We start from the raw sequence: 25878 nt of genomic DNA, 5'->3' as shown, positions 1-25878 counted from the left end.
TTTTTCTCACTCCTGTACGAATCCTTTTAATATAAATCGTGCCTTCGTAGCATTCTTCTCTGCCTTTCGCAGCATCTTGTTTCCTTTATCATTTAATTGATAATATTTAGCTCCTTCGTGGTCCCAGCTAGATTGGATAAAGCGATTCTGCTCTAGACGATGTAACAAAGTGTATAGAGACCCTTCATTACCTTCAAATGTTTGAATCCCTCTCCCGCGCAGTAACTGCATCAATTCATAACCTGTTTTTTCATTCATAAGAAGTTGCAACACTGCTAAAAGGATGTCTTCTTCTTTTTCGGACGATTGATTGATTTTTTCACGCACCCGCTTCTGGTGCTGATCAGAAAAACTCAAATGTTTAAAAGTTGTGTTCTCCATTGATTTTCGCAAACCTTTTAATCGATCTTCCATTTGACTATTCCTCCAATCCTTTCTTCAAAAGCTCCTTCGCTTTTTTCATCCTCGTTTTTATCGTGTTCTCCTTCACATCTATTACAATCGCAATCTCTTTAATTGATAATTCTTCATAATAAAATAGATAAATGACTTCTCGATATTTGATCGGTAAATTCATTACTGCAGAAGCAAGCCTACTATCCTCTGCACTTTGAATAACTATTTGTTCCACACTTTCTTTTTGACTCTCCATATACGTAAAGTCATCCTCTGTCACGATGACCTTTTTGTTATACCAACTTTTTAAATAGTCCTTACAATGATTAATTGCAATTCTCCATAGCCATGTTTTTAAGTTCGAATTCCCTTTATATGTATGAAGAGATTTATAACATTTCACAAATATATCTTGCGTTAAATCCTCCGCAACCTCTTTATTATTCACATATGAATACATAAGCTGTAAGACTTCTTGTCCATACTTGTTCATGATTTCGTCGATAAGGTCCTCCTTATCTTCTATTTCAAACGCTTCTACCGTTAATTCATCCACAGCCTTCCCTCCTTCCCATATATTAGACGACGCACTGTATGGAAAAGTTTTATAAATTTATAAAAAAATACAGAGGGTAATAACGTTTTTTATAAAACACTTCCTCAGCAACTTACATATAATAAACCGAATAGTCGTTACAATACATTCACCTAAAGAGCGTCTTTCTCCCACGGCGCTCTTTAAGTTTGCAATAAGAAGGGCGTCTTCGTTTCCTATCGCTAAATGAAAAAGAGAACCGATTTAATCGAGTCCTCCTTCTTTCTAACGCTCACTTAAAGAATCTAATATTTCATGGCCATACAAAGATGGATCGATACTATCAAAACCAGTACACTCTTCATACAAGTGTAGTATTTGAAATTCTATACATAACGCAGCTGTTTGTTCTTGTTGATTTATTGCTTTTTCTAGTTCTGCCGTGTATTTCATTTGGATATTGTTATCAGTATCTTTATTTTTTTAGTTATGTTTATTTAACAAGGAGTCAACTCCCCCCACTGAGATAAAGCCTTTCAGTGGGGGGTTGAGTTTGAACGCTAGGGCTTTTTATCTATATGTCTTGTTCCCTATTTTAAAACATAATACAATGAATACGTAACTTAATAAGCTATAACTAGTAGGTGTGGTAATCATCTCTTCCATTTTGAAAAAAGGGGGAGGTGATAATATGATCGCGATGTTTGTCATTAAATTAGTGTATGGTATCCTAACCGGAGCTGGCGTTGTCATCGGTAGAAGATACGTCGGTCCGTGGCTAATTTCTGTATACAAAAAAGCGAGAACCACCCTGCTTCGTGGAAAAGGTAAGGGCGGTTCTCGGCTAAAACGTTAATGTAATTGTCTTATAACCGCACCTACTACCACCACAATAGCAAGTTAGGTTACAAAGGCAGAAGTTTCTCAGGCTTCTGTCTTCTTTATTTTATGCAAAATTCATACTATATACTCTACCATCATTGTAACACATTTTATTTATTTTTAGTCAAGATAAAAAACACCTAAAGAGTTTCTCTTCAGGTGTTTCTCTATTTTACGCTAATGCAGCTGCATGCTCTTGTTGATCTACAGGAATGACAGCGTCTCTTAATGCTTTTTCTAGTTCTGCTGTGTATTTCATTTGCTCTTCTTTGCTCCAGCCTAGTTTTGCAGCCATGTAGTTGATTACTGCTTCTTTCCACTCGTATACCCAGTGGATGTTGAAGAATACAGCGCCTCTGCGGCGTACGAAGAAGTCGACTGGTTTTGCTGTCATTTCGTAATCCATTGCGTATACAAGTGGGATTAGAACGTCTAGCGGCATGTTGTATTCTTTCGCTTCATCTTTATGTTTTTTCGCTAGGTCAAATAGTACGTCAACGTTAGAGCCGTAGAATTTCGCGAATTCTTCTGCTTGTGCTGTTGTTAAACCGTATTTCGTACCTTCGCCTGCTTTTTTCGCGATAAATGCTGGTAATCCTTTAGAGCCATCTACATGTCCACCAGAGATTGGCATATGTTTCGTTGTGCTCTTCGGATATGCACTATGCCCTTCTTTTTGTAGTAAGTTCGTTACGTAGTCTACTACCATTTCAGCCATTTTGCGGTATCCTGTTAATTTACCACCTGCGATTGTAATTAAACCAGATTCAGAAGTCCAAATTTCGTCTTTACGAGAAATTTCAGATGCACTCTTACCTTCTTCGTAAATTAACGGACGTACGCCAGCCCAGCTTGACTCGATGTCTTTTTCCGTAATTTTTACGCTTGGGAACATGTAGTTAATCGCATTAATGATGTACGTGCGATCTTCTGTTGTCATTTGTGGTACAGCTGCGTCTTTATCATAGAACGTATCTGTTGTACCTACATATGTTTTTCCTCCGCGCGGAATCGCGAATACCATACGTTTATCTGGTGTATCGAAGTAAATCGCTTGACCTAATGGGAAACGTTTTTGATCAATTACTAAGTGAACACCTTTTGATAACTGAAGTACTTTTCCTTTTTTCGAGTTATCTTTTTCACGAAGTGTATCTACCCAAGGACCAGCTGCGTTTACAATTTTCTTACCGTAAACTTCGTATACTTCACCATCTAGTAAATCGATTACACGTACACCACATACTTTTCCATCTTTATATAAGAAACTATCTACTTTTGCGTAGTTAACAGCTTTTGCACCGTGCTCAATTGCTTCTTTCATTACTTCAATTGTAAGACGCGCATCATCAGTGCGATATTCTACGTAGTAACCGCCGCCTTTTAATCCTTCTTGTTTTACAAGAGGCTCTTTCTTCAGCGTTTCTTCACGGTTAAACATTTTTCTGCGCTCGCTTCGTTTTACGCCTGCTAAGAAGTCGTATACACGAAGACCAATTGATGTACTGAATGATCCGAACGTACCGCCTGTATGGAACGGAAGTAACATCCACTCTGGTGTTGTTACATGGGGACCGTTCTCATATACGATCGCACGCTCTTTACCCACCTCTGCTACCATTTTCACTTCAAGTTGTTTTAAATAACGTAGACCACCGTGTACAAGCTTCGTTGAACGACTTGATGTACCTGCTGCAAAGTCCTGCATTTCAAACACAATTGTTGATAATCCGCGTGTTGCTCCATCTAATGCAATACCAGAACCAGTAATACCTCCACCAATTACGATCACATCTAATTCTTGTTTATTTACTCCGTTTAATACGTCTTTACGTTGTTTACTTGAAAATTTCATGGTAATTCCTCCCTTTGATAACGAAAAAAGAGACCACAAACTCCGCTATAGATTTCGCCTCTATAGCGTGTTGTGGTCTCTCCAAATCTCCTACCGAATTATTAACTTGTCACCATTATAACACTGTTTATGATTATTTGAAAGCTTTTGTTGCTTCAATTGCTTTTTTCCATCCAGCATATAGCTCTTCGCTTGTTTCCGCTTCCATTGTTGGTTCAAAGCGTTTGTCCATATGCCACTGTTCTTTAATTTCATCTTGGTTTTTCCAATATCCAACCGCAAGACCAGCTAAGTACGCTGCACCTAAAGCTGTTGTTTCATTGATCACTGGACGCTCTACAGGAACATCTAAAATATCACTTTGGAACTTCATTAAGAAGTTATTTTTAACTGCTCCGCCATCAACGCGTAATGTTTTCAGTTCAATACCTGAATCTGCTTCCATTGCGCATAATACGTCTTTCGTTTGGTAAGCTAAAGATTCTAGTGTTGCACGAATGAAATGCTCTTTCGTCGTACCGCGTGTTACACCAAACATAGCGCCGCGTACTTCACTATCCCAGTAAGGTGTACCTAATCCTACGAATGCTGGTACAACGTATACACCGTCAGTTGATTCAACGCGATTCGCATACACTTCACTCTCACTTGCATCTTTAAACATGCGCATTCCGTCACGTAACCACTGAATTGCAGAACCTGCTACGAAAATACTTCCTTCTAATGCGTAGTTTACTTTACCATCTATTCCCCATGCAATTGTTGTTAATAGGCCATGCTCAGAAGCTACCGCTTTTTCACCAGTGTTCATTAGCATGAAGCAACCAGTTCCGTAAGTATTTTTCGCCATACCTTCACCGAAACAAGCTTGTCCAAATAATGCCGCTTGTTGATCACCAGCTACACCGGCAATCGGTACATTTTGACCGAAGAAGTGATAGTCAATTGTTTCTCCATACACTTCAGATGATGGACGTACTTCTGGAAGCATGCTCTTCGGTACTGTTAACATGTCTAGAAGTTCATCATCCCACTGTAAGTCGTGAATGTTAAACATTAATGTACGTGATGCATTTGAGTAATCCGTTACGTGCGCTTTACCACCAGATAGTTTCCATACAAGCCACGTATCAATTGTTCCGAATAATAGATCGCCGTTTTCTGCTTTCTCTCTTGCACCTTCAACGTTATCTAAAATCCATTTTACTTTCGTACCAGAGAAGTATGCGTCAATTAAAAGACCTGTTTTTTCGCGAACCATTTCGCTATAACCTTTTTCTTTTAACTCATCACAAATTTCAGCTGTTTGGCGAGATTGCCATACAATTGCGTTATAAATTGGTTTACCAGTCGTTTTATCCCATACAACCGCTGTTTCACGTTGGTTCGTAATACCGATACCAGCGATTTGTTCTGGTTTTACATCTGCTTCGCTTAAGCAAGTTGCGATAACCGCTAAAATAGATCCCCAAATTTCTTGCGCGTTATGCTCTACCCAGCCCGGCTTTGGAAAATGTTGCGTAAACTCTTTTTGAGCTGAATGAACAATTTCACCTTTTTTATTGAAAAGAATTGCGCGTGAGCTAGTTGTTCCTTGGTCTAATGAAAGAATATATTTTTTCATAATGGTTTCCCCCTTATGCTACTTTTCTACTATTTGTATTGCTTCCACTTTTTTTGCTTGTCATATAAGAGATTGCTAGTACAATCACAGTTGCAATAATCACATAAATAAGTGCTGCATTTTGTTTTCCTTCAAATACAACTTGATGGAATAATCCTGCCAGTGATCCACCTAAAATTGGACCTACTACTGGAATCCATGCATATTTCCAGTTTGAACCGCCTTTTCCTGCAATCGGAAGGAAGAAGTGCGCAATACGCGGACCTAAATCACGTGCTGGGTTGATTGCGTATCCTGTCGTTCCACCTAATGATAAACCAATACTTACAATTAAGAAACCTACGATAAATGGATTTAATCCATCTGCAAATTTATTTGCACCAATTGCTAATATACCAAATACTAAAACGAATGTCCCAATCATTTCACTTAAAAGGTTTGCAAATGTGTTCGGAATTGCTGGACCTGTTGCAAATACACCTAACTTTGTTCCTGGATCTTCTGTTTCTTTCCAGTGTGGTAAGTAATGTAAATATACGATAACTGCCCCGATAATTGCCCCAATCATTTGTGCTGCGATATAACCAGGTACGTCACTCCATGGGAACGCTCCCTTAAATGCTAATCCTATCGTCAAAGCTGGATTCAAATGTGCCCCACTAATTGATCCAACCGCGTACGCTGCAACCGCTACCGCTAAGCCCCAGCCCATTGTAATAACAATCCAACCAGAATCTTTCGCAAACGACTTCTTTAAACTTACACCAGCACAAACGCCGCCACCAAGTACGATTAACAACGCAGTCCCTATTAACTCTCCTAAAAATGCTGACATAGTATCCCTCCACAATCAATTTAAACGCTTTCAAATGTGATAGAGGTAAAATGAATGGCCATTCGTTTTTGTCAAAAGAAAAAGACCCACAGCTTTGCACGCTTCTATATAAATTTATATAGAAACAATGAAATGTGGATCTCTACTTTTCTCCGTCACGTTTATTAACTTGTCTATAATGTTAACCGTTAATGAAAGCGGTGTCAACAGAATTATTTCACATTTTCGTCACTTTTTTTGGTAATGTTTCCATAGTTCGCGTTTTGATGTCGTAATTGCTGTCGCACCAGCATTTAAAGCTCTCTCTACATCATCAACAGTACGAATAAAACCACCCGCTAAAATTGGTACACCAGTACGCTCTTTCACTTCAGCGATCACATCCGTTAACGCTCCTGGGAGCACCTCTATATAATCCGGCTTCGTCTTTTCTAAAAGATTGCAACTCTTCTCCATTGCACTCGAATCGATTAAAAAAATACGCTGAATTGCCACAACACCTTTTTGCTTCGCCTTCATAATGACGCTCGCCTTCGTTGAAAGTAACCCGTACGGTCTAAACTCCTGACATAAATACTCCGTCGCATGCCCATCACTCTGCAAGCCATGAATTAAATCCACATGTAAAAACACCTTTTTACAATATTGCTTCGCAAGTGATATAACACTCTTCAATTGACCGACATGAATATCTAAAATAACGATATACTCATACGAACTATGTAATAGCTTTTCCAAATCTTTAATTTGCCTTACTGCCGGCAAAATCTTTTGTTCATGAAATTCCATTCTAAATGTCCCCTTCTTTATGTCATCCTATCCTTTATAGTACACAATTTGAGTGAAAAGAACAGCTAGTGTAGGGGATTTCTTTCATTTTTCTCGTTCTTCTTTTAAACGTTCACTAAAAATCATACGATGTTTCTCACCTATCTACGTCTAGTATGAGCAAATACATGATGAGTAAAGCGAGTTGTCGTTGCGTTGGCTGTGCAACTTGTGCGTTACAGGTTGTAATGGTGCTATTTCATGTGCTATACAATGTAGGTTTCAGATATTTTTCTTCTATAATAATTTCCCGAACAATAATACAAAGAATTAATACGAATAAAGACTAAATGGGGCATAAAAAATACGCTATCCTTTCTTATCAGTCTCCAGAAAGAATAACGTAAAGTTTCATTTTCAAACCTTTTCTTCAAAAAAAGAAGCTAACAATTCAGTGTTAACTTCTCAACTGAAAGCAAAATAGTATCTTTCCTTACCTTCTAATATCTAGGTTGTGATTGAATATTTGTAAGATGAACATCATACATATCAATGATTTCAAGAAATCTATCAGCTTCACGGAAGACATGGTCTGCCAATAATGGGTGGATGATACTCTTTATTTTACATTGCTCAATTAAATCACGTGCTGTTTTCTTAAAGTCCCGAAGAGATGCAACCGACACACGATTTTGATCTAAAAATTGATCTAGAAGAGGGACAGTTTGGGATTGTGGTTTCATTGATTCTAAGTCAATTGCTTGATACATTAATGTATCAAAATCATTGCTAAAATTTCGCGCTGTATCTACAAGCTTTCTTTCCGATGGATCAAGAAGATGGCCAATAAATTTAGCATGGTCTGCCATAATCCTCAAAAAGAAAACATTTTCTTTAATAATAGCATCAGGAAGAGCATCTAATTTTCCTTCATTTAATTCCATTAAACGTTTTCTAAAATAATCAGCTTCCCTACTCGTATGGTCAACTAACAGTGGAAAGTTATTTTGTCCCGGCAATTTACATGTGAGAATCAACCCTAAAATCTTTCGTTTAAATCCCCAAATATTAGTTGCGGCTTGTTGTACTTCTGCATTAAATCTTTTGATTTGCTCAGGATCTGTTTCATTTGTGTAGGAATGCGCTATTTGTTCAATATGTTCAAACAATCGATAAAATTGATTCGCCTCTTCAATTAGTTGCGTATCCTCGCATCTAAACCCTAAGCGAAGAAAAAGAGAATGCTCCTTCATGATTCTAGACCAAAAACGAATTTCATTTAATGAACGCTCAACAAACATTACAGATGTAACACCTGTATCCGGATGTAATGGAGTTTCATCCCTATGCATTGTTAATCCCCCCCAGTAAAATACCCCGCTAGTTCCATTCTTATGAGGAAACATATATATAAATGCCCTCAATAAAAGTTCATAATGAATTTCGTATACATGCTTCCCAACAAAGAAAAAGGCTACCACCTAGATGTAAACTTCTACTAGATAATAGCCTTTCAACATTTCTATTAAAGCAATACAGAATCTTTATCACTATCCTGATTACGTTTCTCGCGCTCTTCTGCTAAACGCTTCATATACACTTCGCCTTCTTTTTCAATAAACTCATTATCCATCTCTTGCTCTTTTTTTGAAGTATATAAAACCATGTAGCCACTTAATACGATCCCAACGATTACAAGATACACCCACCATGGTAAAGTTTCCACTCTACTTCATTCCTTTCCTTAGACAAGCCTTATTAGTTTCACTGTATGAGGAAAGAAGTACATTTATGCTTAAAATTTTATCATTGTGGATTCTTCGCGAAGAACGCTTGTACATATTCCATAAACTCGATTGGTTCCTGGCGAAACGGTGCATGGTATCCCTTTTCAATAATATGAAACGTACTATTTGCAAATAGTCCATGATACAGTTCACCATTTTTCCAAGAAACACTCTTATCGTGTCGTCCCCATATAATTAAAGTCGGCACCTTAATTTTATCGGCTTCCATCGCAATGCGGCGCTCTCTCATTTTCGTCAGCTGATCATAGTGCTCTTTATCGTCACGACTATTTTTCACTTCATTTTTATTGTAATCCGTAATCTCAGTTACAGTTTGTAAGTCTGTCGATAACGGCGGCACTTCATAACTTTCTTTTTGCTGGAAAGATTCAATTCCTGTAGAGTCTGCTAAAATGAGATGCGTCACTGCGTCCGGATATAAATACGCTAAATTCAGTGACATCTCTCCGCCCATTGAATGACCGAGCACCGCAAACTGATCGTATCCGAGCTTTTTCATTAACTTATAATATAAATTCACTTGTGCAGGAAACGAATACTCAAAATCAATTGGCTTAGAAGAACGCCCAAACCCTAAAATATCCACTGCAATAATCGTGTGGTCCCGCGCAAGTTCCGGATAAATATCACTAAATCCATCTGAAGAACCACCAAACCCGTGCAGCATAAGTAAAGGTGGTTTCCCCTCACCAATTTTCTTAAAATAAATCGTCTGCCCATCAATTTGCGCCATACTCTCTTTCGTATGCAGCTTCATCATAACAGTATCTTTCACTTCTCCAACCTTCGCAATCGGCTTATCAACGAAGTTACATACGATAAGCAAAACGAGCACAATACCGCTAATCAAATAAAACTTAAACCGTTTCAACATTCCCGTCTCCTTTCTCTTGTTGCTATTTAAAGTTTTTACATTATTTGGTTGTTTTATAATTATTTTTAATTGTAACTGTATCGGTTACAATTATACCAAAAAAATATTTCTCACTTTTATTACTGATGGTTATTTTGTAACTATTATAGTTACATATTTAAAGTAAGTCAATTCTTTTTACGACCAAAAAGAAAAGAGACCTCGTTGTGAGGTCCCTTCACTTTATTATTTAATTTAAAAATGGTCAGCATGTGAGTCTTGTTTGCTAATACCGCCACCGTCACCTTTATTGAAGTTGGCTGGTGCTCCTCCATCGCCTCTATTATCTGCTGGTGCTCCGCCTGTTTCACCAATGTTAACGTAGTCTGGTCTTGCTGGCGCTCCACCCGTGTCTCCTCTATTAAAACTAGCATAGTCTGGTTTTACTGGTGCCCCACCAGTATCTCCTTTATTAAAACTAACATAGTCTGGTCTTGCTGGTGCTGGAACATCACCGTGCTCCGCTTGTTGTACAAAAGAACTATTTAAACCGACAGATACAATACCAACTAACACTATACCAGTTACAGCCATACCAATTTTTTTAAACATTATTTTAATGCTCCTCTCTCTATCTTCTTCTCTTTTGCCTGTAATGCTTTGTAAAAATAGTCACTTGCTTTCATGTAATTAGCATCCTCACGAAACTTTATTGCAAGTTTTTCAACATATTCCTGAGTGTAACTATATAAAGATTCTTTATCAAAATAAGTAATTCCTTTAAGAATAATTTGCTCTAATTCTTTAATAGGAACATTACCATTTACTGCTTTTAAAATACTAAAATGATGTATATACTCTTCATTTTCTAACTCCATACAAATATTTAATCCTCTATCAATTAATTCTTCAGCAATGTTTGTTTCTCCCAGTTTAAAATGTTCCCTAGCTTGTAGGAAAATCGCTTTGAAATGTGCTGGGAATTTCTCTGTTACTTCTGAAAGATGTCGAATAGCTAGTGCAGAAAGGTTTTGACTTGCGTATAGCCAGCCTAAATTATGACGTACCCTTAAAAGCAATATAGCGTTATCCTGTTTTTGTAGAATATCTATCGCTGAATTTAAACACTCTTCTGCTTGTTCATATTGCTTTATTTGTATGGCAGTTAGTCCTAAAAGATTCTGAGATAAAGCAATATTCATATCTTGTCCTGCTTGTTTTGAAAAAATTTCTTTAGCTTTATTTACATATTTTATTGTATTCATTGGTTGCCTTGTATTGTAGAAAAATGCAGAAAGACGATAACAGAATTCCCCATATTCTAATTCATCAGGGATATATTTTATTAGTGTTTTGGCCTTCTCATAACATCTACTTGCATCATTGTAATTTGATATTAGAGTTGCATGCATTGCCTTAAAAAAATAATAGTAATATGACAAACGATTTTCAGACGTTTTATAAATTTCATCAATTTTATCAAAACTATTTTTAGTAATTTGTAAACCATCCGCCAGCACTTTATATCTAAAATCTAATAAAGAGTAATATAGCCACAAATCCCCATCCTCTTTTACATTAGAAAATTCACTCTCAATCTCTTCCTTCATCTCCGTTGCTTTCTCTATGTTTTGCTGCAACATTACACGATACCAATCATCTAAAGAATGTTTCATTTGCTCCCTTGTTACTACATCTGCTCCCATACACTCGCATCCCCTTTTCTCCAAAATTACAAAATTAGGATATTTATAGAATTATCAAAATTGTATAGTATCACCTCTTTTCTATGTATCGAAAAATAATTATCAGAAAATTAAATATTTTAATTAATTATACCAAAGTTTTCCTTTTCGATAACTTGAGAAAGAGTTGTCAGAAAACTTAATAGAACAAATAAAAAAGCAAGCAGTTCCAGCTATCAGCTAAAACTACTTGCTCTCCTACTTATTATCTCTACTTTTACTCTTTAATAAATTCCTTCGTGCTTCTTACTGTATCAATTGGACGAACTAATTTTTCGATTTCTTCACGTTTTGGCTCTAGGAATGGAGGTAAAGATAATTTTTCGCCAAGTGTTTCGTATGGCTCATCCCCCATAAATCCTGGGCCGTCTGTTGCAAATTCAAATAAGATTTGTGGTGCAACTCTTGCGTATAATGACTCGAAGAAGTGACGGTCTACATAACCAGATGAAGGAAGCCCTACGCTACTGATTCTCTCAATCCATTCTTCTAATACAGCGCGATCTTCTACGCGGAATGCAGCATGGTGCACTGTACCAAAACCTTGTCGTGCTTCTGGAAGAACTGTATTATGTTCTACAATGACAGAAGCACCGTTTCCGCCTTCGTTTACTTCAAATAAATAGAATTCTCCTTCTTGCGCAACCTCTTTAAATAATAGAACTTTTTCTAACACTTCTTTGAAGAAACTAAAGTTCGCAATGCGGATAAATACAGGTCCTAAGCCAGTAATTGCATATTCTAATGGAACTGGACCTTTTTGCCATGGTGTACCTGATTCGATTCCTTTATCAAGTTCATCTGAGATTAATTGATAATGTTGGTCATCAAAATCAACGAAAGAAAGAGTTTTCTTACCGAATTGTTCTTTAATTCCTGTATGTTCCACTTTCAGACGGTCAAAACGTTTTACCCAATATTCTAATGCTGCATCAGTTGGCACGCGGAATGAAGTTTTTGAAATTTCATTCGTACCGTGTACTCCTTTTGGAATACCTGGGAAGTCAAAGAATGTCATATCTGTTCCTGCACTACCTTTATCATCTGCAAAGAATAAATGATATGTTTGAATGTCATCTTGGTTTACTGTTTTTTTAACTAAACGCATTCCTAAAACGTGAGTGAAAAACTCATAGTTTTTTTCTGCACTACTTGTAATTGCTGTAACGTGGTGAATTCCTTTTAATTGGTTCATTTTATATTCCTCCAATAGTTTTAAAATTTATGTTTTCTCTTCTATTACTTCTCTTCAATAGGTGCTAAATTCGCTTCAATCTCTGCACGCTGATCTTCTAGGAACGGTGGTAAATCAAGCTTTTCTCCTAAATGTTCCACATCTCCATCAACTGTAAATCCTGGTCCATCTGTCGCAATTTCAAATAGGATTCCGTTTGATTCGCGGAAATATAAGCTTTTAAAATAGAAACGGTCGATGATTCCTGAAGACTGGAAGCCTCTTTGTATCACCTGTTCTTCCCAATAAGCAAGCTCTGCATCATTTTTCACACGAATTGCTAAATGGTGAATGCTACCGCGGCCCGGTTTTTCAGTAGGACCATCTAAATATTTCACAACGATTTCTCCAAAAGCCTCGCCTTTAATGGACTGAAAAATCGCTTCCTCTTCGCTGCGGCTAACCTCTGTATAACCAAACATCTCTGTAAGTGTACTCGCCATTTTATCAAGTCTACGAACTGTCATTTCCACAGAACCCATTCCTTGAATTTGATGCTCTGCAGGAACTTCTGATTTCTCCCAAGTTTCCCAGTGCTCTACTTTTTCTCCGTTTGAAACGAGTAATACTAAGCGAAGACCTTCAGCATCCTCAAATTGCAAAGCAGGACGATTTGCATATGTTGTTATTTCACTATGTTTCACATCAAATGTCTCAAATCGTTCTTTCCAGTAATGCAAGCTATCCTCTGAAGGAACGAGTAACCCAATTCGAGTAATGGCATTCGTACCGCGATATGTTTTTCCTACTAAAGGAATTTCAAAAAACGTTAATTCCGTACCTGGACTTCCTGTTTTATCTCCATAAAATAAGTGATACATTGATGGATCATCTTGGTTCACTGTCATTTTCACGCGACGTAAACCAAGTACATTTTTATAAAAATGATTATTTTTATTTGCATTTTTCGTAACCATCGAAATGTGATGATGCCCTTTAATCTCATACATTGTTTATTCCTCCGTTTCGTTTTACTAGTCAAGTGATAACTAAAAAAATAACATTTCCCACAACTAATATGGTTTTTAACGTTTCAATTTATTCTTCATTATGTTTTTGTAAATTCATCTTAGTTTTTACTGCATAACTTACTTTGTTTTTTATCGAAAGCAACTGAGTGTATGTTTTTCATATGACTCAATCGCTTTCGTTACTATCACTTTACACCTCAAGTGATTAAAAAGCAAGAGAAAAATCTCGAATTTGAGATATTTTTTTGTTAAATAACATTTTAGGATAAAGAATCGTTAATTGCTATATTTTTTTAAAGCGGTTATTTACATATTTACGATAATAAAATCACTTCATTTCAATTTCAAAAACACAATAGCCTATAATCAGTGCCGGATGTCCCACACTGATTATAGTTTCGTTTTATATATTCCAAAAATCACTATTTATATCACTATTATATTTATAATCAACCTTTTCTTTACCACACTTTTCGCACTTATAAAAATTAGCTGTGCCCATCTGACCTGTTTTAAAGTTTTCACTATCCAGAGTTTTAATAAATTTATATTTGTGTATACATTTAGGTTCTTTTACTTTATTCAGCCATTTGTCTAACATAAAGTGATCACTCCCCCTTTAAAGAATCTTCCTAATACACCTATACATTTAGAGTAACCTACAAAAGATTTCCAATCAATGGGCACTCGCTCTTACCTTCTTTGCATCACATCGTATGCAATTTTTTGTTAAAGATTTTTACTTTATTGTAAACAGATTCTCAACCATTAGCTTTACACCGGCTAATTCAACATTAATTTCCTATAGTTTCTTCTCTTATCGGGCAATAAAAAATGGTGTGAAAACTTAATTTCACACCATTTTTTATAACCATATTGGCATTCCATATTTAAAAAAGCGATTTTAATTATGAAACGTCGGCTTATAGAACGAACGATTATCAAGAGCAAAGACACGCTCTGTGTATTCGCCTGGTTTTGTGCGTCCTAATGCGCGGTCCATCATGTTCATTTTTGCATCTAAGTTATCGATGTAATGCAGAATTTCTGCTTCTTTTACTAATGGTGGTTTTGGACTACCCCATTCTGCTTTTCCGTGGTGAGAAAGCACGATGTGTTGAAGAATTAATACTTCTTCTGCATCGATTTGCAGCTCGTCTGCTGCTTTACCAATTTCGTTCACCATAATCGAAATGTGGCCTAATAAATTTCCTTCTAACGTATACGTTGTGGAAATTGGACCAGACAACTCGATTACTTTACCAAGGTCATGTAAAATAACGCCTGCATATAGTAAGTCTTTATCTAATGATGGATATAGATTTGAGATAGCTTTCGCTAAATCAAGCATCGATACGACGTGATAAGCTAGTCCAGATACGAACTCGTGATGGTTCTTCGTCGCTGCTGGATAGTCTAAAAATTCGTTTTGATGCTTATTTAATAAATGTCTTGTTAGACGTTGAATGTTCGGGTTTCTCATTTCAAATATGTATTGCGTAATTTTCTCAACCATATCTTCTTTTTTCACTGGTGCTTTTTCTACGAAATCTGAGATATCCGTAACTTCATTTTCATTCGCAACACGAATTTGTTTCACACGTAATTGAATACGGCCTTTGTAGTTTAGAATGTCACCAGCCACTTTCACGATTGTTTCCGCTACATATTGTTTCTCAACTTCTGGTGATACATCCCACAATTTCGCTTCAATATCTCCACTTGGATCTTGTAAGATTACTGTTAAAAATGGCTTTCCATTGCTTGCGATACCTTTTGTCGCTGTTTTAATTAACAAGAAAATATCGACTTGTTCACCAACTTCATACTCTGCAATTTTCTTTTTCATTCGAATTCCTCCACCAAATCAGTTACTTTTAGTATAGCACACTACAACTCATTTTCTTTACGCATATGTGTTAATTTTACAATCTGTTTTTCTGTAAAATACGCGAGTAAATGCGCATGACATGTAAAGAATATGACTTGTCTATCCTTTGCAATTTCCTTTATAAGTTCAATCGTCCGATTCGTCCTTACCGCATCAAAGTGCACGAAACTGTCATCAATAATAAATGGATAATCATGCTCAAATGTGTTCGCTAATGCAAATCTCAGCGATAAATACAACTGCTCAGCTGTCGCTTGGCTTAGTTCATGACTATAAAAACGCATACCGTCGTTACGCTCAACGATGAACGGCTCCGCCTCTGACGGTGAAAAGATTTTACTATATCGTCCGCCCGTTAAATACACAAAATACTCTTCTGATTTTTGTAAAATACGAGGAAGATGTACTTCATGATAATATTGCTTCGTTTTCGTTAACACTGTCTTTGCGGCCGCATACGCAGCCCACTTCTTCACTTGCTCACGCACTTGCGCTTTTTTCATTTCCCATTCATGCATTAAATCACCGTACGTACTACCTTCTTCTAAATTCGCAATTTCCATACGATGCTGTGCAATACGCTCTGTCAGTTCTTTTTCTTGTGCCAGACAGTTTTGCGCGGCTGTCAGTTCTTGCTTTAATTTTTCATCATAACCGTCAGCTTCATAATGTTCAGCTAATGATAAACTCGTTAAACGTTGTTCTAAAAGATCAATTTGCGGTAATAAACGTCCTACTTGCTTCTCCGCATCTTCACGTTTTTCCGCTAGTTTACCTGCTGCTAAAAACATCTCTTCATTTGTAGCTTCTGCAATATGCCATAAACTGTCTCGTTCTACTAGTAATTGCTTTAATTGTTCTTGCATAAACTCATATTCTTCTTGCCATTCCGTCAGTTTTTCTTTTAACTGCTTACAAGTTTGGCGTTTTTCTTTCTCATTTTGCATACGACTTTGCGCCTCGTGCAGCTTACTATACTCCGCGCTACCGATAACAGTTTCTAGTTTATGTTCAAATTGCGAAATCATTTCATATAATGAAGATTTTCGCGCACCTTGCTTCTCTAATTCACGATATAATTGTTGCATTTTTTCCATACGCTCAAATGCCGGCAATATGTGTGCATACGTATAAAATTCAGGGAACGTATAGCGCTTTTTATACACATTGACTTGTTCGCTCGTGCGGAACGTTTCTCTCTCCCATTCCTCATACGATGAAACGACTTTATCATACGCTCGCTCCATTTGCTGCAATTTATATGACTCACGCTCAAATAACTTACGAATTTCTTCGTCTTTTTCTAACTCATAACGAACAGACATCGCTTCTTCACTTTGTCTCCCGCCAGCACTTTGCTGAAGAGTAAGGAGCTCTTCTTGTAACCCACTTGACGGATCTTTATATAAAACAAGAGCAAGAACAATCCCTACAAAAACAATGACACTAATAAATAAGAGTAGGCGATTGTCTATAAATAAACTTGTGAATAACACGCCTGTGTTAATAAGAAGTAACAGAAGACAAACTCTTTGCCACTGTTTTTTCTTTTGCATCGCTGCTCCTGCTTTTTCCTCATATTTGCGCTTCATTCTCTCAGCGCCCATACCGATAAACGCCGCATCTTGGAACGATTTTTCTTTCTCAACTAACGTATTTCGCTCTTCATCCGCTAACATTTGCTTCTGAATTTGTCTTATATTTTCTTCTTGTTCTTCTAATTGCTCTTGCGCTACTTTAAAACGATCATCAAGCTGTGCTTTTTGCGTTTCTAATTCGCGCGCCTTTTGTACTGCTTGCGTAATTAACTCTTTCGTTGCCAAACTCATATCAAACGAAAGGACTGTTTCTTTTTCAAAAGTAGCACCGATTTGTTGCTCTAGTTCTGCCAGTTCTTCTTTTATATTCGTAATCGTTCCTGTTATATCACGCATTTCTTGGCGTGCATTTTCGTAAGACATATGCTGCATACGAAGTTCTTCTACATAACTTTCTTTTTGTAAAAATTCTTCATCTATTTGAATCGATTCTATTTCTGACTGCACATTCTCTATTTTTTTATGTAGCGAGTCCACTTGTAATTGGAGCGGCTCCATTTTCGCCTTAATCGCTTCATAACGCGCCATTCCGTTTACAGGAAACTGCCCCTTCTCGTTTTCTAACACTTTCTCATACGCACGCTTTTCAATAACGAGAGGTTCAAGTGCTGCTAATATTTCATAATCTTGCTTTCGTTTTTCTGCACTCTCTTTTTCTGCGCGAACAGAAGCAAGCTTCTCTTCACTTTCTTTTAACTGCTCCACTTGCTTTTCATACGTGCCAATTTTTCCTTGCCACTCTTTCATCTTCTCTTCAAGTTTCTTCATCTCTTGCAATGACACGTTAATTTCTGGCTTACGACCACTCGGCTTAAAGCGCTGATCCATTTCTTTTTCTAGCTTTTTATCTAACTGCAATAGCGCATCGCTTCCGACTGCACTTGCCGAAAATAAATAATTGCCGATATCCGCTTCGCCAAGCTGATGAATGTTTTGAAGACCGTGCATATCAAAAGAAAAGACCGATTCAAATAAACTTTCATTCATCCCGCTTAATATATCGTGTAAAATTTCTTCGCCGCCCGTTTTCCCGTCTTCAAAATAAACAGTTACCTCACCAACAGCCGTCTTTGGCAATCGTTCAATTTTCAAACGGCCGTACTTCTCTGTTTGCACAGTGATTGCTCCGCCATACTTCCCGCCTTCTTTCGGTTCATAACGGCGCTGTCCTCTCGTCGGAAAACCGAATAAAATACTTTTCATAAATGAGCGAATTGTCGATTTCCCCGCTTCATTTTCACCGTATAACACCGTCAGCATTGAAAGGTCCATTTCCACATTTTCTAATTTTCCGTACCCATAAATATGGAGTTTTTCCATTCTCATTTTTTATCCCTCTCTTGCTGGAATAATTGTTCTAAAATAATATTTTCCGCTTCCTTTTGAATCTCTTTCTTCTCTTCTTCTGTAAAAGATTCAATACTATTACGCGCTACAGGAGATGTCCAAATCGTGCGCAATACGCCGTCCATATTTGTGAAAGCTTCTAACTCCTTTAGCACACTACCGACGAAATGATTTTCTTCTTTCAAACGTTCGATTTCCGCAAAAGAGACCGTCTCATTTTTCCACTTCATCGCATACACGAAATCTTTTCGCTCTTCGCCAGCTGCTAAAATATGAAAAATCTCTTCCACACGCTTTTCGTCACGTAAATACGGAGAAAGTGGGCCTTGTCCTGTAAATACGACAGTTAGTAGCGTACCTTCCTCTTCTCTTCGACATTCATTCATCGCTGTTGACACTGCCGTCATAAGATCATCAACAGTTTCAAGTCCATCAATATTCACTTCTATCTCATCCCACACAACATCTGCCGTATGGAAAAATGAACATTGCGTTCCTTGTTTCGTAAGTTCAATCAGGTACGCACCCTTCTCGCCTATTTCCTTACGATGACGACCTTGTATGTTCCCTGGATAAACGATGTATGGCTCTTCTAATAAAATTTCACGTTTATGTATATGGCCAAGAGCCCAATAATCAAACTGCTTTTCTTTCAGCTCACGAATTTGAAACGGTGCATAGCGATTATGCTCTGCATCCCCTTCCACACTTCCGTGAAGCATGCCAATATGAAAAGGCGCATCACTCATTTTCGTATACTGCGCTGTCATATTATCCGTTACCGCTTGCTGCAAATAACTAAACCCGTAAATAGAAGCTAACAACTCACCATTTTTATAAAATGATTTCTCTTCTACGTAAGGCTCCGTAAACACATGAACATTTTCCGGAAACTCAATTGCTGCCCAGCTTCCCCCTAAATGATCGTGGTTACCGTGAATAATAAAAACAGGGATATCGTACTGCGAAAGTCTCTTCATTTGCTCACGCACAAACACTTGCGCCCTCAAACTTCTCGTCTCCGCATCATACAAATCCCCGGCTAGCAATACAAAATCAACGCGCTCTTGAATCGCTTTATCAACAATACGTTCGAACGATTCAAACGTACTTTGCTTCATTCTCTCCCAAACAGACTGCGGTACATTCATCCCCATCCCTTTAAACGGACTATCCAAATGCAAATCAGCCGCATGTATAAACTTCACTTGTTTCACAAATAACGATCCTTTCTTTTCCGTACTTTACTACAAATAGTAAATCTAGTGTCCATAAAACTTTCACTCTATTTTAACACGCAATGTCATATATTTCTTTGCATATTCTAGTGATTTATGCCAAAATAGTTATAAGATTCTGATTTTTATTATTGGAGGGAATTTTCATGGGAGTATACGTTCTAACAGTCTTTGAAAAAGATGGTTCAAAAGCATTAGACGAATCATTCGAGGCGGCAACTGAAAAAGAAGCGAAAGCAAAAGGTGAATCTATTTTACGAGAAAAAGGATTGTATGAAAAAACACATCGCTGCACATCTACTGCAGGTAAGCTCGTTTTATTCCAGCGCTAAAAAAAGAAGCGTCATCCGCTTCTTTTTCACTCTACTATATCTTCGTCACACCACGTAAACACCACATCTAGAATGCGATTACCGATACGTACGCGCTTATTCCATTTTCCTGTTTGGATCTGATGTTGCAATTCCGCTTTCATCTTTTCCGTCCAGTCGTGAATCGTTTCACTACCGTCGTACGGATATACGCTCGGAAACTCTTCCTGCAGTAGATGCAAGCTCTCTGCATCAAAATGAAAATGGAAGAAGTAGTTTGCTGTAAGCGATGGTTCTTGCAATCGTAAAAAATGATCATCAATTTGCTTTCTATTTCGATAGAAAGTAAAGATATTCACCTTACCACTCGTAATTTGGTCAATTTGAATTTCGTGCTTCTCTATAATCACGTCTTGTCCACCTCGTTGTATACTATCTTTAGTATATATGTCTTTTGCAACAAAGTTAACCATTTTCGCGCGAAATTCATTTCCTTCATTATATTACCTGTACCTCCATATGCAATCAGAACAAATAAAACAAAGTTGAAGGGGAGCGATCACATGTATTTCGGAAGCAAAGGTTGGTATGTAAAAGAACTTAAAAAATTAGGTATCCGTACTTATGAAGGTAAAAAACTAGAATCGTATCGTACGCATGTGTTATCTAGTTTACTTGAGAGAATGAAGAGAGCTTCGGCTTAATAGATGTAGGAAGCAACTACGGTTGCTTCCTTTTTCATGCAAAGACTATAACTTTTGTTTGCAAATTCTTATCTTTTTTCAAAAAATTTTGTATAAAATCCTGATCTAAAGTTATAAAGTAATCACATTTATTTCTAGCTATTGCTAAATGCATTGCATCGTAGGCCTCTAATTGATAAAGCTTCATATACTGAGCTGCAGCATCTATAGCCTTCTTATCAGAAGAAATATATTCAACCTTAATTTTGAAGTGATTTTCCATACTATACAGAAATTCCTCGAAGGTTTGAACAACGTTTGTATAATACGCTGTTAATCCACTTCTTCTTTTAGCATGCCTTTTTCCTACCTTTAGTAATTCTTTAGCATAAACCTCTTTACTTTCATCTTCAGATTCTGCCCTTACTTTAATAATATATTGATAGATTTCATATAAATTACATGCCGCTTCTATAGAAACAATATCTCTTCTATCATCTTCACTCAAACACCCTATTCCTTTAGATTTTATATTTTCCATATTCTCTATATAGATTTTCAATGCTCGCTCAATTTTATTTTTCATAAGAATACCTACTACTTCTGTAAAAGTATGTGAGCTAATCCCCATTTCTATTTCTTTCTCCGTCCATGCGTTAATTAAATTAGCTACCTTATCAGAACGAGTATCATCTTCATCTAAAAATGCCAAAATAAAACAAGCATCTACATAAATCGATGCTTGTTGAATACTTAAAACAGCATCCTCACCTTGAACGAAATTAGTTACCATTTATATTTCTCCCTTATCTTTCTTCTTTATAAATATCTACTAAATTTTTACTACCTGCTGTACGAGTTCCGATCATTTTGCGTAAATCTTGAGCATCTTTTGGGCGACGAGTTACTAATTTCTCTGTTTCTTTTGTTTCTAACGGTTGCATATCAGTCACTACTTGACTCATATCTATTACCCCCAATTCATCTTCTTTTTCATTTAAATTTAAAGACTGCCCTAACTTTCGACATCTGTCCATGCTTTTCCTCCTTGTCCAAATTAAAATTGTTACATACATTTTTGACAGAAAAAAGCTCTACTTAAACATATGATTTTCTAAGTTAAATCATGAATCTGGAACATAAATTTTGCTGTACAAAAAATCTCCTCAAAGTATAGACTTCAAGGAGATTTTTCTTTTAACCACATATATATATTAATATCAATTTATTCACCTTCAATAAAATTCCCTCATACCAAAAATGCTATAATAAACCCAATCAAACTAAGGGGGATCATTTATCTTGCACGGAAAACACATTCAATTTCACAAGTTCGGCAATCCAAAAGATGTACTACAAGTTGAATATAAAAATATAGAACCATTAAAAGAGAATGAAGTTTTAGTTCGTATGCTAGTTAGACCGATTAATCCATCTGACTTAATTCCAATAACGGGAGCGTACGCTCATAGAATTCCTTTACCTAACATACCTGGTTATGAGGGTGTTGGTATTGTAGAAGATGTTGGCGCGGGCGTTACGAGAGAGCTTATCGGTAAACGTGTTTTACCGTTACGTGGAGAAGGTACTTGGCAAGAGTATGTGAAGACGTCAGCTGATTTTGTAGTTCCTATTCCGGATTCTATCGATGATTTTACAGCGGCACAAATGTATATTAATCCTCTTACAGCGTGGGTTACTTGTACAGAAACGTTAAACTTACAACGTAATGACGTTTTATTAGTGAATGCTTGCGGATCCGCCATTGGTCATCTTTTTGCGCAGTTATCAAACATTTTAAACTTCCGACTCATTGCCGTGACAAGAAATAATAAGCATACAGAGGAGTTACTACGCCTTGGTGCTGCATATGTAATCGATACTTCCACTACCCCGCTTTATGAAACCGTTATGGAATTAACGAACGGGCTCGGCGCGGATGCTGCAATTGATTCTATCGGGGGATCAGATGGAAATGAATTGGCTTTCTCCTTACGTCCAAACGGGCACTTTTTAACGATCGGTCTTCTATCAGGTGTACAAGTTAACTGGGCAGAGATTGTCACGAAAGCAAAAGTGCACGCGAACATATTTCATTTACGACATTGGAATAAAGAAGTAACGCCATATAAATGGCAAGAGACGTTTCGTCATTTAATTCACTTAGTAGAAAATAAGCAATTACGTTTTATGAAAGTACATTCTACATATGACTTAGCGGATGTGAAAACGGCGGTTGATGTTGTGCAGTCTGCTGAGAAAACGAAAGGGAAAGTCTTTTTGACTAGTTATTAACTACAATTGAAGTGGGCTTTTTGATTGGCCTTTTAAATAGACTAGATAATACCTTTAAGAGCGAACATTTGTAAGTATCTGGTATAATTCTATTAAAAGGTGAAAGGAGATTTTCACATGTGGTTAATTTCGGCAATTTGGCCTGTTATACTAGTCGGGGGAATTGTAGTATTTGTAATAAAAAGATTGGAACATAAATATAAGAACGGAAAATTAGGTAAGAAAAAATCAAAAGAAGCTCAAAACTTATTAGATAGTCTCATACCTATAGGAATGCTTGTTGGCTGTATAATCGGTTTGATTTTCGGTATGTTTTTCCCGGACTTCTCCCTGCTTTCAGTTAGTTTAGGATCTGGAATAGGCTATTTATTTGGTTATTTCGCCTATGAAATTTATAGTAAGACAGGCAACAATTTTTCCTAATCCAAAAAGAATAAGCCGGACAGTACATAATAGTCATATAAAATATGTACTGTCCTTTATTTTTGCATCAAAACTATCACCTTATCTTCCACATCCTATACACCTTTTTGATTGATTTTCCTCTCCTCCCTCTTTTGTATATTCGCTTTTTTGTTTTCATTAGATCTATACCCATAGTAAAGTAGAGCGCATGTAATAACTGAGCCTACAATGTATCCTAAAAAACATCCTAACCAAAACATAATATAATCGCCTCCATCCATAATAAATTTTATGTAATATAACTCTTTACATGCTCAATCGTTTATTTCTATCAACTATACACTCTCTAAAGCTATTCATACTATTATTTCTCTTCTTACCTCAAATAATAATTTTATTATTTGTCATAAAGTTAACATTTTTCCATATTATTACTTTTATCTTCAAGAATAATATACTACATTTGAAATAAGCAGGCTAGTATATCAGCTCTTCTCCCTCTTACCTTTAGTTATGAACAAAAAAACCCCCTCAAAGCATAATCTTCAAGGGGTGAGCCTGTTTTTTTATTTACTTATATACGTACAGCTGTACCACTTACAGCAACCATTAACATTCCATCACGAACAACCTCGTAATCTACGTCAACGCCAACGATAGCGTTCGCACCTTTTTGTTTTGCAAGTTCTTTCATTTCATCCATTGCGATATCACGAGCTTCTTTTAGCTTACTTTCGTAAGAACCAGCACGACCACCGACAACATCACGAACAGAAGCGAATAAATCGCGGACAATGTTTGCACCCATAATAGCTTCACCATTTACAATATCGATATACTCAATAATTTCTTTACCTTGAATTCCAGACGTTGTTGTTACAATCATGACTGACACTCTCCTAATAAGTTGTAGTTTGAATAAGCTTTCTTATGTCTTTATTATGACATGGAACAAGCAACGAATCTATTGAATTACCTTACAGGAATGTGACAGTTTTGTAAGAATACAGCGACTATTTTGTTTAATAAAGTGCTTTAACATTAGGATACATAAACGATTCCCTATTTTCTTTCCAGTCGCGTTCTACTTCTTTAAAAGTTGGTCGTCCTAATTCTTCATTGTTTTCATGTTTACGAAACCATTTCTTCACATACTGATCCCCGTTTTTATTTTGCACTGTACAAAGGAAACTATTATTACTATCCTTTAATATTTTTACAATCACGACAAGACACCCCTTCTCTCTTAAACTTGATCTTTTACCATAAGCCCTTCCTCTCTTATAGTCATACGACTCCTCGGTCGCGCCAAAGTTGTAAGATCAAAAACGATATTTACTTTGTTTACATTTTATTTAAAGAAATCAGAGTTATAAGCATTATACTTATCAAATATTTTATAGATTTCTAACTTATCATCTAATTTTGCATCTACTAAAATTAATATATTCCCATCGTAAATATATTCTTCATACTTTTTAGCATGGTCTTCAGGGATTCCTAAGCCGATAAATGCTCCTATTAAACTTCCAGCTCCTCCGCCAATACCGGCTCCCCCAATTGCTGCTGCGATCGGTCCCGCTGCTACAATCGGGCCCAGTCCAGATACAGCAAGTACACCAAGGCCTGTTAATAAACCTCCGAGTCCACCTGCTACTCCTCCTGCTACAAGTCCTGTCGCTGAAAAGATATCTCCTTTATGTGCAGTTTCATGATTCACTTTCTCACCTGATTTTTCTTCCAGATGTTCAATTTCCTTTTGATCTTTCGCAATAGCTGAAATGTTATCTGCCGGGTATCCTTTTTCCTTTAATTCATTAATAACGAGTGCCGCATCATCAATTGTTGGAAAAACACCTACTATTTTTCTATCCATATTCATAACTATTAACCTCCTAAAATTTTATATAACGTATCTTTATTACTCTTCGTTTTTATATACACTTATTTTTTTATTCACATAACCATTTACGAAAAATGCTAATAATAAAAGGACTACAAGAGAACTACTTAACAAGTAAATGAAATCAAATGTAATATCCGTTATCATTTTATCCATATGTAACAGTCTCCTTTTTATTTAAAGTAAAAGTATATTTTTATAGACTAAAACTTTACAATCCATCTTCGGTCAATCTCTTTATGGTATATGTATACCCTTCTTCCCCCTTTCTAAACGTAAAAAACTATAATTATATTTTTTCTTATTTATATGTTTAACATTTTTTAAAACGGGTACGTTTATATTGTTATGCTTATTATATGGAAAGGAAAATTACGATGAACGCCATTCACTCTACTACTATTCTTTATAATGAAACACCTACAATAACGCAGATTCATCATTTTTATGCTTTAATGACAACATTTCAAACAAATGTATTTATAAGTAAACGAGGAACACTTACTTCTATTAAAAACTTAAGCACATTAGTATCATTTTTCCTTACTGTAAAAAAGAGAGAGCTTGTATTATTTATATTTGAAGGAATAGATGCAAAAAGAGCTTTAAGAACACTCTTTCCTTCTTAAAGGTTTTATTACCCCCTATTCCCTCGATTGTTATTTTTCATACATAGTTTTATACTTCAAAATGATTTCCTC

General features: G+C 36.5%; 31 protein-coding genes. 6 read left to right on the top strand and 25 right to left on the bottom strand.

Translation table 11 applies throughout. The annotated features are described in order from the left end of the window. Positions 1-6: 6 nt before the first annotated feature. The 3 genes from ACTFR9_RS19470 to ACTFR9_RS19460 all read right to left on the bottom strand — a co-directional run bounded on the left by ACTFR9_RS19470 (position 7) and on the right by ACTFR9_RS19460 (position 1384). A complete protein-coding gene (locus tag ACTFR9_RS19470) occupies positions 7-414 on the bottom strand; it encodes a PadR family transcriptional regulator (protein WP_000390164.1) in 408 nt (135 codons plus the stop codon). 4 nt (positions 415-418) lie between these two features. Further along, the gene (locus ACTFR9_RS19465; protein WP_073541620.1) at positions 419-952 is read right to left on the bottom strand and encodes a sigma-70 family RNA polymerase sigma factor; all 534 of its coding nucleotides are present in this window, start codon (positions 950-952) and stop codon (positions 419-421) included. Between the two features lie 264 nt (positions 953-1216). Beyond that, complete coding sequence (locus tag ACTFR9_RS19460; RefSeq protein WP_000877814.1) at positions 1217-1384, bottom strand: hypothetical protein; 168 nt, start codon at positions 1382-1384, stop codon at positions 1217-1219. Positions 1385-1622: 238 nt separating this feature from the next. Between ACTFR9_RS19460 and ACTFR9_RS19455 the strand changes: the two genes are divergently transcribed. Beyond that, positions 1623-1787 carry a hypothetical protein gene (locus tag ACTFR9_RS19455; RefSeq protein WP_000561154.1) on the top strand — a complete coding sequence of 55 codons (165 nt, stop codon included), beginning with the start codon at positions 1623-1625 and terminating at the stop codon, positions 1785-1787. 198 nt (positions 1788-1985) lie between these two features. Here ACTFR9_RS19455 and glpD read toward each other — a convergent pair whose 3' ends face one another. The 15 genes from glpD to ACTFR9_RS19380 all read right to left on the bottom strand — a co-directional run bounded on the left by glpD (position 1986) and on the right by ACTFR9_RS19380 (position 19559). Next, positions 1986-3668 (bottom strand): aerobic glycerol-3-phosphate dehydrogenase, encoded by a 1683-nt coding sequence (glpD, locus tag ACTFR9_RS19450; protein WP_000672812.1) that lies wholly within the window; start codon positions 3666-3668, stop codon positions 1986-1988. 133 nt (positions 3669-3801) lie between these two features. Further along, positions 3802-5292 carry a glycerol kinase GlpK gene (gene glpK, locus ACTFR9_RS19445; protein WP_000759991.1) on the bottom strand — a complete coding sequence of 497 codons (1491 nt, stop codon included), beginning with the start codon at positions 5290-5292 and terminating at the stop codon, positions 3802-3804. Between the two features lie 13 nt (positions 5293-5305). Beyond that, positions 5306-6127, bottom strand: a complete 822-nt coding sequence (glpF, locus tag ACTFR9_RS19440; RefSeq protein WP_001272193.1) for a glycerol uptake facilitator protein GlpF — start codon at positions 6125-6127, stop codon at positions 5306-5308. Positions 6128-6355: 228 nt separating this feature from the next. Further along, a complete protein-coding gene (gene glpP / locus ACTFR9_RS19435) occupies positions 6356-6916 on the bottom strand; it encodes a glycerol uptake operon antiterminator GlpP (protein WP_000394287.1) in 561 nt (186 codons plus the stop codon). 479 nt (positions 6917-7395) lie between these two features. Continuing rightward, positions 7396-8247 carry a DUF2935 domain-containing protein gene (locus tag ACTFR9_RS19430; RefSeq protein ID WP_061185156.1) on the bottom strand — a complete coding sequence of 284 codons (852 nt, stop codon included), beginning with the start codon at positions 8245-8247 and terminating at the stop codon, positions 7396-7398. 173 nt (positions 8248-8420) lie between these two features. Continuing rightward, positions 8421-8621 carry a sporulation YhaL family protein gene (locus ACTFR9_RS19425; RefSeq protein ID WP_000449227.1) on the bottom strand — a complete coding sequence of 67 codons (201 nt, stop codon included), beginning with the start codon at positions 8619-8621 and terminating at the stop codon, positions 8421-8423. An 80-nt stretch (positions 8622-8701) separates the two neighbouring features. Further along, on the bottom strand, positions 8702-9574 hold the full coding sequence (locus tag ACTFR9_RS19420) for an alpha/beta fold hydrolase (RefSeq protein WP_113732940.1): 873 nt from the start codon (positions 9572-9574) through the stop codon (positions 8702-8704). A gap of 237 nt (positions 9575-9811) precedes the next feature. Next, a complete protein-coding gene (locus ACTFR9_RS19415) occupies positions 9812-10168 on the bottom strand; it encodes a Phr family secreted Rap phosphatase inhibitor (protein WP_000473356.1) in 357 nt (118 codons plus the stop codon). Continuing rightward, the gene (locus tag ACTFR9_RS19410) at positions 10168-11262 is read right to left on the bottom strand and encodes a tetratricopeptide repeat protein (protein ID WP_071741428.1); all 1095 of its coding nucleotides are present in this window, start codon (positions 11260-11262) and stop codon (positions 10168-10170) included. Before ACTFR9_RS19410 ends, ACTFR9_RS19415 begins: the two co-directional genes overlap by 1 nt. Positions 11263-11518: 256 nt before the next feature. Then, on the bottom strand, positions 11519-12496 hold the full coding sequence (locus ACTFR9_RS19405) for a ring-cleaving dioxygenase (protein ID WP_061131470.1): 978 nt from the start codon (positions 12494-12496) through the stop codon (positions 11519-11521). 44 nt (positions 12497-12540) lie between these two features. After that, complete coding sequence (locus ACTFR9_RS19400) at positions 12541-13485, bottom strand: ring-cleaving dioxygenase (RefSeq protein ID WP_000272995.1); 945 nt, start codon at positions 13483-13485, stop codon at positions 12541-12543. 424 nt (positions 13486-13909) lie between these two features. Next, entirely contained in the window at positions 13910-14107 is a 198-nt protein-coding gene (locus ACTFR9_RS19395) for a hypothetical protein (protein ID WP_000884893.1), read from the bottom strand. Positions 14108-14410: 303 nt separating this feature from the next. Next, positions 14411-15355, bottom strand: a complete 945-nt coding sequence (gene yhaM / locus ACTFR9_RS19390; RefSeq protein WP_000726639.1) for a 3'-5' exoribonuclease YhaM — start codon at positions 15353-15355, stop codon at positions 14411-14413. Positions 15356-15396: 41 nt separating this feature from the next. Then, complete coding sequence (locus ACTFR9_RS19385) at positions 15397-18321, bottom strand: ATP-binding protein (protein ID WP_229136825.1); 2925 nt, start codon at positions 18319-18321, stop codon at positions 15397-15399. Further along, positions 18318-19559 (bottom strand): metallophosphoesterase family protein, encoded by a 1242-nt coding sequence (locus ACTFR9_RS19380; RefSeq protein ID WP_076856183.1) that lies wholly within the window; start codon positions 19557-19559, stop codon positions 18318-18320. Before ACTFR9_RS19380 ends, ACTFR9_RS19385 begins: the two co-directional genes overlap by 4 nt. Positions 19560-19726: 167 nt before the next feature. Here ACTFR9_RS19380 and ACTFR9_RS19375 point away from each other — a divergent pair, with 167 nt between their 5' ends. Continuing rightward, positions 19727-19912 carry a YhzD family protein gene (locus tag ACTFR9_RS19375; RefSeq protein WP_000539554.1) on the top strand — a complete coding sequence of 62 codons (186 nt, stop codon included), beginning with the start codon at positions 19727-19729 and terminating at the stop codon, positions 19910-19912. Between the two features lie 26 nt (positions 19913-19938). On the opposite strand, the gene ACTFR9_RS19370 is transcribed toward ACTFR9_RS19375, so the two are convergent. Next, positions 19939-20301, bottom strand: coding sequence for a hypothetical protein (locus ACTFR9_RS19370; RefSeq protein ID WP_029437729.1), 363 nt, complete (start codon positions 20299-20301; stop codon positions 19939-19941). Positions 20302-20454: 153 nt separating this feature from the next. Here ACTFR9_RS19370 and ACTFR9_RS19365 point away from each other — a divergent pair, with 153 nt between their 5' ends. Continuing rightward, a complete protein-coding gene (locus ACTFR9_RS19365; protein ID WP_000273537.1) occupies positions 20455-20595 on the top strand; it encodes a YflJ family protein in 141 nt (46 codons plus the stop codon). Between the two features lie 34 nt (positions 20596-20629). Here ACTFR9_RS19365 and ACTFR9_RS19360 read toward each other — a convergent pair whose 3' ends face one another. After that, a complete protein-coding gene (locus ACTFR9_RS19360) occupies positions 20630-21367 on the bottom strand; it encodes a type II toxin-antitoxin system VapC family toxin (protein ID WP_076856184.1) in 738 nt (245 codons plus the stop codon). A 13-nt stretch (positions 21368-21380) separates the two neighbouring features. Further along, positions 21381-21611, bottom strand: a complete 231-nt coding sequence (locus tag ACTFR9_RS19355; RefSeq protein ID WP_000373322.1) for a hypothetical protein — start codon at positions 21609-21611, stop codon at positions 21381-21383. 265 nt (positions 21612-21876) lie between these two features. On the opposite strand from ACTFR9_RS19355, the gene ACTFR9_RS19350 reads away from it, so the two are divergent. Further along, positions 21877-22869: a zinc-dependent alcohol dehydrogenase family protein gene (locus tag ACTFR9_RS19350; RefSeq protein WP_000546061.1), complete on the top strand. Its 993-nt coding sequence runs from the start codon at positions 21877-21879 to the stop codon at positions 22867-22869. 117 nt (positions 22870-22986) lie between these two features. After that, positions 22987-23292: a hypothetical protein gene (locus ACTFR9_RS19345; protein ID WP_000266262.1), complete on the top strand. Its 306-nt coding sequence runs from the start codon at positions 22987-22989 to the stop codon at positions 23290-23292. A 556-nt stretch (positions 23293-23848) separates the two neighbouring features. On the opposite strand, the gene ACTFR9_RS19340 is transcribed toward ACTFR9_RS19345, so the two are convergent. From ACTFR9_RS19340 to ACTFR9_RS19325, 4 genes are all read right to left on the bottom strand, one after another. Further along, positions 23849-24160, bottom strand: a complete 312-nt coding sequence (locus ACTFR9_RS19340; protein ID WP_000637511.1) for a YbjQ family protein — start codon at positions 24158-24160, stop codon at positions 23849-23851. A 136-nt stretch (positions 24161-24296) separates the two neighbouring features. After that, a complete protein-coding gene (locus ACTFR9_RS19335; RefSeq protein ID WP_001996867.1) occupies positions 24297-24500 on the bottom strand; it encodes a DUF4028 family protein in 204 nt (67 codons plus the stop codon). 125 nt (positions 24501-24625) lie between these two features. Beyond that, positions 24626-25156 carry a general stress protein gene (locus tag ACTFR9_RS19330; RefSeq protein WP_001055598.1) on the bottom strand — a complete coding sequence of 177 codons (531 nt, stop codon included), beginning with the start codon at positions 25154-25156 and terminating at the stop codon, positions 24626-24628. A gap of 39 nt (positions 25157-25195) precedes the next feature. Then, positions 25196-25333 carry a hypothetical protein gene (locus ACTFR9_RS19325; RefSeq protein WP_000359816.1) on the bottom strand — a complete coding sequence of 46 codons (138 nt, stop codon included), beginning with the start codon at positions 25331-25333 and terminating at the stop codon, positions 25196-25198. Positions 25334-25554: 221 nt separating this feature from the next. Between ACTFR9_RS19325 and ACTFR9_RS19320 the strand changes: the two genes are divergently transcribed. After that, positions 25555-25806, top strand: a complete 252-nt coding sequence (locus ACTFR9_RS19320) for a hypothetical protein (RefSeq protein ID WP_000991342.1) — start codon at positions 25555-25557, stop codon at positions 25804-25806. Positions 25807-25878: the final 72 nt, after the last annotated feature.

The organism is Bacillus cereus group sp. MYBK222-1 (assembly GCF_051916425.1).
In the GTDB taxonomy this organism is placed as follows: domain Bacteria; phylum Bacillota; class Bacilli; order Bacillales; family Bacillaceae_G; genus Bacillus_A; species Bacillus_A paranthracis.
This window is presented reverse-complemented; position numbering and strand designations above follow the sequence as displayed.

Bases quoted from the DNA above. Each gene is read 5' to 3' on its own strand.
- ACTFR9_RS19455 (WP_000561154.1), top strand. From the start codon at position 1,623: ATGATCGCGATGTTTGTCATTAAATTAGTGTATGGTATCCTAACCGGA.
- ACTFR9_RS19325 (WP_000359816.1), bottom strand. From the start codon at position 25,333: ATGGATAAAATGATAACGGATATTACATTTGATTTCATTTACTTGTTA.
- ACTFR9_RS19470 (WP_000390164.1), bottom strand. From the start codon at position 414: ATGGAAGATCGATTAAAAGGTTTGCGAAAATCAATGGAGAACACAACT.
- ACTFR9_RS19375 (WP_000539554.1), top strand. From the start codon at position 19,727: ATGGGAGTATACGTTCTAACAGTCTTTGAAAAAGATGGTTCAAAAGCA.
- yhaM (WP_000726639.1), bottom strand. From the start codon at position 15,355: ATGAAAAAGAAAATTGCAGAGTATGAAGTTGGTGAACAAGTCGATATT.
- ACTFR9_RS19400 (WP_000272995.1), bottom strand. From the start codon at position 13,485: ATGTATGAGATTAAAGGGCATCATCACATTTCGATGGTTACGAAAAAT.
- ACTFR9_RS19410 (WP_071741428.1), bottom strand. From the start codon at position 11,262: ATGGGAGCAGATGTAGTAACAAGGGAGCAAATGAAACATTCTTTAGAT.
- ACTFR9_RS19430 (WP_061185156.1), bottom strand. From the start codon at position 8,247: ATGCATAGGGATGAAACTCCATTACATCCGGATACAGGTGTTACATCT.
- ACTFR9_RS19460 (WP_000877814.1), bottom strand. From the start codon at position 1,384: ATGAAATACACGGCAGAACTAGAAAAAGCAATAAATCAACAAGAACAA.
- glpF (WP_001272193.1), bottom strand. From the start codon at position 6,127: ATGTCAGCATTTTTAGGAGAGTTAATAGGGACTGCGTTGTTAATCGTA.
- ACTFR9_RS19330 (WP_001055598.1), bottom strand. From the start codon at position 25,156: ATGAATATGGATAGAAAAATAGTAGGTGTTTTTCCAACAATTGATGAT.
- ACTFR9_RS19415 (WP_000473356.1), bottom strand. From the start codon at position 10,168: ATGTTTAAAAAAATTGGTATGGCTGTAACTGGTATAGTGTTAGTTGGT.
- glpD (WP_000672812.1), bottom strand. From the start codon at position 3,668: ATGAAATTTTCAAGTAAACAACGTAAAGACGTATTAAACGGAGTAAAT.
- ACTFR9_RS19360 (WP_076856184.1), bottom strand. From the start codon at position 21,367: ATGGTAACTAATTTCGTTCAAGGTGAGGATGCTGTTTTAAGTATTCAA.
- ACTFR9_RS19365 (WP_000273537.1), top strand. From the start codon at position 20,455: ATGTATTTCGGAAGCAAAGGTTGGTATGTAAAAGAACTTAAAAAATTA.
- ACTFR9_RS19355 (WP_000373322.1), bottom strand. From the start codon at position 21,611: ATGGACAGATGTCGAAAGTTAGGGCAGTCTTTAAATTTAAATGAAAAA.
- glpP (WP_000394287.1), bottom strand. From the start codon at position 6,916: ATGGAATTTCATGAACAAAAGATTTTGCCGGCAGTAAGGCAAATTAAA.
- ACTFR9_RS19320 (WP_000991342.1), top strand. From the start codon at position 25,555: ATGAACGCCATTCACTCTACTACTATTCTTTATAATGAAACACCTACA.
- ACTFR9_RS19395 (WP_000884893.1), bottom strand. From the start codon at position 14,107: ATGTTAGACAAATGGCTGAATAAAGTAAAAGAACCTAAATGTATACAC.
- ACTFR9_RS19405 (WP_061131470.1), bottom strand. From the start codon at position 12,496: ATGAACCAATTAAAAGGAATTCACCACGTTACAGCAATTACAAGTAGT.
- glpK (WP_000759991.1), bottom strand. From the start codon at position 5,292: ATGAAAAAATATATTCTTTCATTAGACCAAGGAACAACTAGCTCACGC.
- ACTFR9_RS19345 (WP_000266262.1), top strand. From the start codon at position 22,987: ATGTGGTTAATTTCGGCAATTTGGCCTGTTATACTAGTCGGGGGAATT.
- ACTFR9_RS19385 (WP_229136825.1), bottom strand. From the start codon at position 18,321: ATGAGAATGGAAAAACTCCATATTTATGGGTACGGAAAATTAGAAAAT.
- ACTFR9_RS19340 (WP_000637511.1), bottom strand. From the start codon at position 24,160: ATGATTGTAACAACAACGTCTGGAATTCAAGGTAAAGAAATTATTGAG.